This is a genomic window from Streptomyces meridianus (assembly GCF_023703325.1).
GTDB classification, from domain to species: domain Bacteria; phylum Actinomycetota; class Actinomycetes; order Streptomycetales; family Streptomycetaceae; genus Streptomyces; species Streptomyces meridianus.
Window position 1 is genome coordinate 1 of sequence record NZ_JAMQGM010000079.1, and the last position, 7616, is coordinate 7616.

Below are 7616 nucleotides of genomic sequence, written 5' to 3' on the forward strand. Positions count from 1 at the left end.
TGACGACCTGTGTGCTGTACGACGAGGAGACCTGCCTGGCCCGGGTGGAAGAGGCCAAGGCCTACATGCGGAACGTCCTTCCCGGGAAGCTCGACAACGTCTACAACGCCATCGACGGCAGGGCGCCCTCCGCCAAGGTCGTCATCCTCGGCTACCCGCGCCTGTACAAGCTGAACGGCTCCTGCATTGCGGGCCTGAGCGAGAACGAGCGGTCGGCGCTCAACGGCGCCTCGGACCTGCTCAACAGCGAGACCTCCAAGCGGGCGGCGGCCCACGGCTTCGTCTTCGGTGACGTCGCGCCCGCCTTCACCGGCCACGAGATCTGCTCCGGCGACTCCTGGCTCCACAGTGTCAGCTGGCCCATCGGCGAGTCCTACCACCCGACCGCGGCCGGGCAGTCCGGCGGCTACCTGCCTGTCTTCGCCTCCCGGGCCTGACACGGCCCCGTCGTTCCTGAGACGAGCGGACCGGGCCCCCGAGGCCTCTCTCCTCCGGGGCCCGGTCCGCCTTCACGTGCTCCCGCACGGAACCGGGGCCCGACCCAGGCACCGGGAGCGGCGAACCACGTCGACCGGATGCCCCGTGGAGGCGGCGCCGCAGAACACGGCGTTCGATTTCCGTCACACCGCCACCCGTACTTCTCGCGGTCGCGTCGCCGGGACTACTCCGACGCAACCTCCGGAGCCCCGCTGCCGGACGCGCGGGAATCCGCCGCGCCGATCAGGACGACGTGCAGCGCGAGCGGCCCGTGCATGCCCCGCACCTGCACCATCTCGATGTCCCCGGAACTACTGGGTCCGGTGACCATCCGCATGCCGGAAGGCGCCGGACGGACCGCGGCGAGCCGGACGATCGCGTCGGCGTAGGAGCCGACCAGCGCGGGCACCGGCACCAGAGCGATGTGGACCGGTGGCACGACGGAGTTCCTGCGGGGGTGCTCCCGGTCGTGAACGAGGGCGAGCGAGCCGGTGTCCGCGACGGCGGCGAGCGCGGTCGTCACGCCCGTGTCCGCCTCCCAAGGGTTCTCGACACGTCTCAGACCGTCGGTCACCTCCGCTACCAACGGATCCGCGTCGGCCACCACGGTTCCGTCCCCGCACAGCCGGGCCACCACGGTCCGCGCGGCGGCCCGGTCGGGGACGTGATGGCAGCGCCCGCCGACACGTTCGAGCTCCGCGGCGAACCGGACCGGGAATGAGGGACGCGAAGCCTCTGCCCCCGCGTCTTCTGCGTGTGCGCCGGAGCTCGGGTCCTCGCCGGTCATGCCGGGTCTCCGGTGCGGTGGCGTCGCCGTAGCGCCCGTCGCAGTCTTCCCGCGCCGCGGAGGTCGGGAAGCTCCCGTCCGCGCGCCCAGCGTCGGGCCACCGGCAGCCGGGTCAGGAACCGGCGCGGCAGGAGGCGGGCAGCGGCGGCGGCCACCGCCAGACTGACGCGGTGGCCCGCCCGGTTCGACCACAGAGCCGACCACGCACGCCAGCCCGCGCGGCTCATGCGCCTGCCGGACGCGGCGTCATCGGCACGCAGGTCGACGAGCATGTCCGGCAGGGGGATCATCACCGGGCAGACGTCGGCGCACGCACCGCAGAGGCTGGAGAGGTAGGGCAGTTCGCGGTCCTGCTCGTGTTGGGCGAGGAGTGGGGAGAGCACCGCGCCGATCGGCCCGCCGTAGGCGGCCCCGTAGGCGTGCCCGCCGCCGAGGGTGCGGAAGACCGGGCAGGCGGTCTGGCACGCACCGCACCGGATGCACGCCAGCACCTCCTCGTACCGGGTGCCGAGGATGCGGTGCCTGCCGTTGTCGACGATCACCAGATGCAGTTCCCGGGGGCCGTCGCTCTCCCCGGCGCGGCGGGGCCCGGTGACCAGCGTCTGGTAGACCGTCATCCGCTGCCCGGTCCCCGCGTGCGACAGCAGGGGAATCAGGACGCCGAGGTCGGCCATCCGCGGCACGACCTTCTCCGGCGTCATGATCGCGACGTGCACGGGCGGCTGCGAGGTCACCAGGTCGGCGTTGCCCTCGTTGGTCACGATCGCCAGGGTCCCGGTCTCCGCGACGGCGAAGTTGACGCCGGTGACGCCCAGGCCGGCGGTGCGGAAGTCCTCGCGCAGCCGCGCCCGCGCGAATCCGGCCAGTGCGGTGACGTCGTGGTCCAGCCGCTCACCGGCGAGGGCGTCGAACCGCTCGGCGACGTCCCGGTGGGCCAGGTGCACGGCGGGCGCGATGATGTGCGAGGGCCGCTCGTCGCCGAGTTGGACGATGTACTCGCCGAGGTCGGTCTCCACCACCTCGATGCCGTCGGCTTCCAGCGCGGGGTTCAGTCCGATCTCCTCGGTCACCATCGACTTCGACTTCACGACCAGCCGGACACTGTGCTCGGCGGCGATCCGCCGCACGATCGCGGTGGCGTCGGCGGCGGTCGCGGCCCGGTGTACCGTGCCGCCGTGCTCGGTCACCTTCGCGGCGAGTTGGGCGAGGTGGCTCTCCAGGTCGCCGAGCGTTTCCCGGCGTATCCGCGCCGCGCGCTCGCGCAGGGGGACGAGGTTTTCCGGCCAACCGCCGTCCTGCCATTCCCGGCTGCGCTCGGTGAGCCGGGCGGCGGTGGCAGCGGACTCCGGCCGCGACACGGCTTCGGCGGTGACAAGGGGCAGCAGTGCGCGGTGTCCGGGGCGCACGCTCCCGGCCCATTCCGGACGGGAGTGCGGCACCCGCTCGGCTCCGTGCAGGGCGATCGAACGGCCACTCATGCGAAGGCCTCCTCCAAGGTGCCGGGTCCGCCGGGCAGGGCGGCGGCGAGCAGTTCGGCGACGTGCAGCGCACGCAGCGGCACCCGGCGGCGTGCGGCACGCCCGGACAGGTGCAACAGGCAGGTGGAGTCGGACGAGACGAGGTGTGTCGCATCCGTCCGCGTCACGTCGGTGATCTTCCGGTCGGCCATGGCGCAGGACAGTTCCGGGTACTTCAGCGCGAACGTTCCGCCGAATCCGCAGCACACCTCGCTCCCGGGTGCTTCGTGCACCCGCAGCCCGCGCACCCTGCCGAGGACGTCGCGCGGCGCCGCCTTCTCTCCCAGGGAGCGCAGCATGTGGCACGAGTCGTGCCAGGTGACGTCCCCGGACAGCGCCAGGTCGAGCGCGGCGTCGTGGTGTGCCACGAAGCGGGTGAACTCCCACGTTCGCCGTGCGGCGTCCACGGCGAGCCGGGCAGCCCGGTCCTCCAGCACCCTCGGGAACTGGTGGTGCACCGTGGCCGTGCAGGAGCCGGAGACGCCCACCACCGCGTCGTATTCCCCGAAGGTCCGGCCCCATCGGCGCATCAGCTCCGAGGCGGGTTCGCGATGGCCGGAGTTGAGCGCCACCTGCCCGCAGCACGTCTGCGCGCCCGGAACGTCCACCGTCATGCCCATGGCCTCCAGGACCCGGACCGCTGCCAGTGCGGGCCGCGGAGCCGCCAGGTCCGCGGCGCACGAGGTGAACAGGGCGACCCTCAATGCGACTGCCTTCCGACGGCGGAACCGCTTCCGCCGACCAGGAAGTCCAGGTCGCAGCCCCGGTCGGCCTGGAGAACATGATCGCCGTAGAGCCGGGTCCAGCCGCGGTCCTGCGGTGCCTGCGGTGCCTGCGGCGCTTGCCATTGCGCACGGCGCCGGGCCAGTTCGTCCTCGGGAAGATCGAGCCGCAATATTCTTGCGGTGACATCGAGTTCGACCCAGTCACCGGTGCGCACCAGAGCGAGCGGCCCGCCGACCGCGGCCTCCGGGCACACGTGGAGAACGACCGTGCCGTAGGCGGTGCCGCTCATCCGGGCGTCGGAGATGCGCACCACGTCGTCGACGCCCTGCTCGGCGAGCTTGCGGGGGATGGTCAGGTTGCCGACCTCGGGCATGCCCGGGTATCCGCGCGGCCCGGCGTTCTGCAGCACCAGCACGGTGTCGGCGTCCACGTCGAGGTCCGGGTCGTCGACGGCCGCGTCGTACGCCTCGATGCTGTCGAAGACGAGCGCCCGACCGCGGTGGCGCAGGAGGTGCTCGGAGGCCGCGGACTGTTTGATCACCGCCCCGTCGGGCGCGAGGTTGCCGTGCAGCACCGCCGTCCCGGCTCCGATGCCGAGGGGTTCGGCCAGCGGACGGATCACGTCGCCGATCCGTTCCGCGCCGCGGACGTTCTCCTCCAGGGTCTTCCCGGTGACGGTCAGCGCGTCGCCGTGGAGCAGCGGCAGCAGTTCGTGCAGCACCGCGGGCAGGCCGCCGGCGTAGTAGAAGTCCTCCATGAGATGGCGGCCCGACGGCTGGAGGTCGACCAGCCACGGTACGTCCCGGGTGAAGCGGTCGAAGTCGTCCAGTTCGAGGGGCACGCCGATCCGGGCGGCGATGGCCAGCAGGTGGATCACCGCGTTGGTGGACCCGCCGAGCGCCGCGTTCGTCCTGATCGCGTTGGTGAAGGACTCGCCGGTGGCGACCCGGCTGATCCGCAGGTCCTCCTCCACCATCCCGACGATTCGCTGCCCCGCGCGCTGTGCGATGCCGTAGCGGCGGGAGTCGACCGCTGGGATCGCCGCCGATCCGGGCAGTTGCAGGCCGAGGGCCTCCGTCATGCAGGCCATCGTGGAGGCCGTGCCCATCGTCATGCAGTGGCCGTTGCTGCGGGACATGCCCGACTCGGCGGCCGCGAACTCCGTCTCGGACATCCGGCCGGCATTCACGTCCTGGGTGAACTGCCAGACAGCGGTGCCCGATCCGATGTCGCAGCCGCGGAACTTGCCGTTGAGCATGGGGCCGCCGGTCACCACAAGCGTCGGCAGGTCGACGCTTGCCGCACCCATCAGCGAGCCGGGTGTGGTCTTGTCGCAGCCGGTCAGGAGCACGGCCCCGTCGACCGGGTTCCCGCGCAGCGACTCCTCGACGTCCATGCTCAGCAGGTTGCGGAAGAGCATGGCCGTGGGACGCAGGATCGTCTCGCCGAGCGACATCACGGGGAACTCCACGGGGAAGCCGCCCGCCTGCCACACCCCGCGCTTGACCGACTCGGCGAGGCGGCGCAGATGGGCGTTGCACGGCGTGAGTTCCGACCAGGTGTTGCAGATGCCGATCACAGGCCGGCCGTCGAACACGTCGTCGGAGAACCCCTGGGCCTTCATCCAGGAGCGGTGGATGAAGCCGTTGCGGCCGGACTCGCCGAACCACTGGTGGCTGCGCAGGTTCATGCCAGGTCCTCCCCGGTGAGGCTGCCGTCGACGCGTCGGGGCACACCGAGCACGTTGTGGTCGGCCAGCGCCTCCGGAAGCGCGGACTGCGGGGCGTCCTGGTAGCAGACCGGGCGCAGGAAGCGGCGGACGGCGGTGGTGCCGACGGAGGTGTGCACGGACGCGGTCGTCGCGGGCCACGGCCCGCCGTGGTGCATCGCCGAGGTGACGGCGACGCCGGTGGGCCAGCCGTTGAACAGGATGCGGCCGGCGCGTTCGCGCAGGCGGTCCAGCAGTGGTGGCACGACGTCGTCGGATTCTTCCGCGTGGACCGTGGCCGTGAGGTTGCCGCCGAACGCCTCGGCCGCGGCGACCATCTCGTCTGCGCCCGAGTACTCGACCAGGATCGACGTGGGTCCGAAGCATTCCTGGAGCAGCGGATCGGGGTCGGCGAGGAGTTCCTCGGCGGTGGTGGCGAGCAGGGTCGCCGGGACCCGGTCCGCGGCTCCGGCGCCGCCCACGGCAACGGTGCGCACAGCGCCGAGACCGGCGAGGCGGTCGCGTTCCTCCGCGTGGCCCTCGCGGATCCGTTCCCCCAGCATCGCCGCGGGGGCGACGTCGGCGACCAGGTCCGCCAGGCGCTGTTCGAGTCCGTGGCCCTCGGGGAGGAACAGCAGGCCGGGCTTGGTGCAGAACTGTCCGGTGCCCAGGGTGAACGAGGCGACGTAGCCGTCGGCGATCTCCTCGCCGCGCGCGGCGAGGGCGGCGGGGGTGACGAACACCGGGTTGAGGCTGCCGAGTTCGCCGTAGAAGGGGATGGGGTCGGGACGGGAGGCGGCGATGTCCAGCAGGGCGCGGCCGCCTCGTTCGGAGCCGGTGAAGGCGGCGGCCTTGATCCGCGGATCGGTCAGGGCGGCCGTCCCGGCCGCCGTGCCGTGCACCACGGTGAGGGTGCCGTCGGGCGCGCCGGCCTTGCGCAGTGCCGCGGCCAGCACATCGCCGGTGCGGCGGGACAGTTCCGGGTGTCCGGGATGGGCTTTCACCACTACGGGGGCCCCGGCGGCGAGTGCCGAAGCGGTGTCGCCGCCGGGCACGCTGAACGCGAACGGGAAGTTGCTCGCGGCGAACACCAGGACCGGGCCGAGCGGGACGAGCATGCGGCGTAGATCCGGGCGGGACGGGGTGGCATCCGGATCGGCGGTGTCGATGACGGCCTCGAGGTACGAGCCGTCCTCGAGCATGTCGGCGAAGAGCCGCAACTGACCGCTGGAGCGAGCGACTTCGCCGGTCAGCCGCGGTTCGGGCAGGGACGACTCCCGCATAGCGAGTGGCACCAGGTCACCTTCGGCGGCGTCGAGCGCGTCGGCAGCGGCGCGGAGCATCGCGGCCCGCTGTGCGGGACGCAGGGCCGCCAGGGGGCGCGCGGCGGCGGCTGCGGCGGCGAGGGCCGTCTCGAGTTCCTCGGGGGTCGTGTCGTTCACGGCTGCACCTTCCTCGCATGGGGTCGGGGGGTTTCCGTCAGCCAGGCCATGGGCTCGCGGCCGCTGACCACCGGGTTGGACAGGGTTCCCACCCCGTCGATCGCGATGTCCACGCGGTCGCCCTCGGCGAGGGCGAAGTCGAGCCCCGGCACGATGCCCGTCCCCGTGGCCAGCACGGCTCCGTCGGGGAAGTGGGTCGGGTGGTGGAGCGCGGCCACGAGGTCGTCGAGCCGCCGGTGCAGACGCGAGGTGCTGGTCTGACCGGACCACACCACGGCGCCTTCGCGGGCGACTTCGACGGTGACGGTGAGGTCGTGGGGGTCGGGCACCTCCCACACGGGCACGATGCCGGTGGCCAGCGCGCAGCTGCCGCTGTAGATCTTGGCCTGCGGGATGTAGAGCGGGTTCTGGCCCTCGATGTCCCGCGAACTCATGTCGTTGCACACGGTGTAGCCGACGATCTCCCCGAACCGGTTGCTCACGACGGCGAGTTCGGGCTCCGGGACATCCACCGCGGAGTCGTCACGGACGGCGACGGGCTCGCCGTCCGTGACCACCCGCCAGGCGACGGCCTTGAGGAACAGTTCGGGGCGCGGCGCGTCGTACACCTTCTCGTACACGGAACTCTCGGTGCTCTCCTCGACGCGGCCGTTGCGGGAGCGTTCGTAGGTCACGCCGGCGGCCCACACCTCGGTGCGCCCGTCCACCGGTGGCAGGTGGGTCAGGCCGGCGTCGTCGGTGGCTGGCCCGAGGTCGGCCAGGCGTTCGCGCAGCTCCTCCAGCGGCTGGGCCAGTACCTCGGCGATGCTCGATGCCCAGGTCAGCGCGGCCACTTTGCCGTCCTTCCGGACGCCTACCCGCACTCCTCCGTCCTGCACGTAGCGGACGATCTCCATCAGTTCTCCTTCTGTTCGCAGACCACGGGCACGGCGAGGTCGTGGGGCGCCGTGGCGGCGGGT

General features: G+C 72.2%; 7 protein-coding genes. 1 reads left to right on the plus strand and 6 read right to left on the minus strand.

The annotated features are described in order from the left end of the window. A partial coding sequence (locus M1E25_RS25325) for an SGNH/GDSL hydrolase family protein (RefSeq protein ID WP_505016606.1) occupies positions 1-437 on the plus strand: 437 nt, incomplete at its 5' end. 224 nt (positions 438-661) lie between these two features. Here M1E25_RS25325 and M1E25_RS25330 read toward each other — a convergent pair. The 6 genes from M1E25_RS25330 to M1E25_RS25355 are packed head-to-tail and all read right to left on the minus strand — an operon-like array spanning position 662 to position 7553. Further along, a complete protein-coding gene (locus M1E25_RS25330; RefSeq protein WP_251419613.1) occupies positions 662-1264 on the minus strand; it encodes a LutC/YkgG family protein in 603 nt (200 codons plus the stop codon). Then, positions 1261-2742: an LUD domain-containing protein gene (locus M1E25_RS25335; protein ID WP_251419615.1), complete on the minus strand. Its 1482-nt coding sequence runs from the start codon at positions 2740-2742 to the stop codon at positions 1261-1263. Before M1E25_RS25335 ends, M1E25_RS25330 begins: the two co-directional genes overlap by 4 nt. Beyond that, on the minus strand, positions 2739-3485 hold the full coding sequence (locus tag M1E25_RS25340) for a (Fe-S)-binding protein (RefSeq protein WP_251419617.1): 747 nt from the start codon (positions 3483-3485) through the stop codon (positions 2739-2741). Before M1E25_RS25340 ends, M1E25_RS25335 begins: the two co-directional genes overlap by 4 nt. Continuing rightward, positions 3482-5197, minus strand: a complete 1716-nt coding sequence (locus M1E25_RS25345; RefSeq protein ID WP_251419619.1) for an IlvD/Edd family dehydratase — start codon at positions 5195-5197, stop codon at positions 3482-3484. Before M1E25_RS25345 ends, M1E25_RS25340 begins: the two co-directional genes overlap by 4 nt. Beyond that, a complete protein-coding gene (locus M1E25_RS25350) occupies positions 5194-6657 on the minus strand; it encodes an aldehyde dehydrogenase (NADP(+)) (protein WP_251419621.1) in 1464 nt (487 codons plus the stop codon). Before M1E25_RS25350 ends, M1E25_RS25345 begins: the two co-directional genes overlap by 4 nt. Further along, positions 6654-7553 (minus strand): fumarylacetoacetate hydrolase family protein, encoded by a 900-nt coding sequence (locus M1E25_RS25355; protein ID WP_251419623.1) that lies wholly within the window; start codon positions 7551-7553, stop codon positions 6654-6656. The genes M1E25_RS25350 and M1E25_RS25355 overlap by 4 nt, the downstream gene beginning before the upstream one ends. Positions 7554-7616 lie beyond the last annotated feature (63 nt).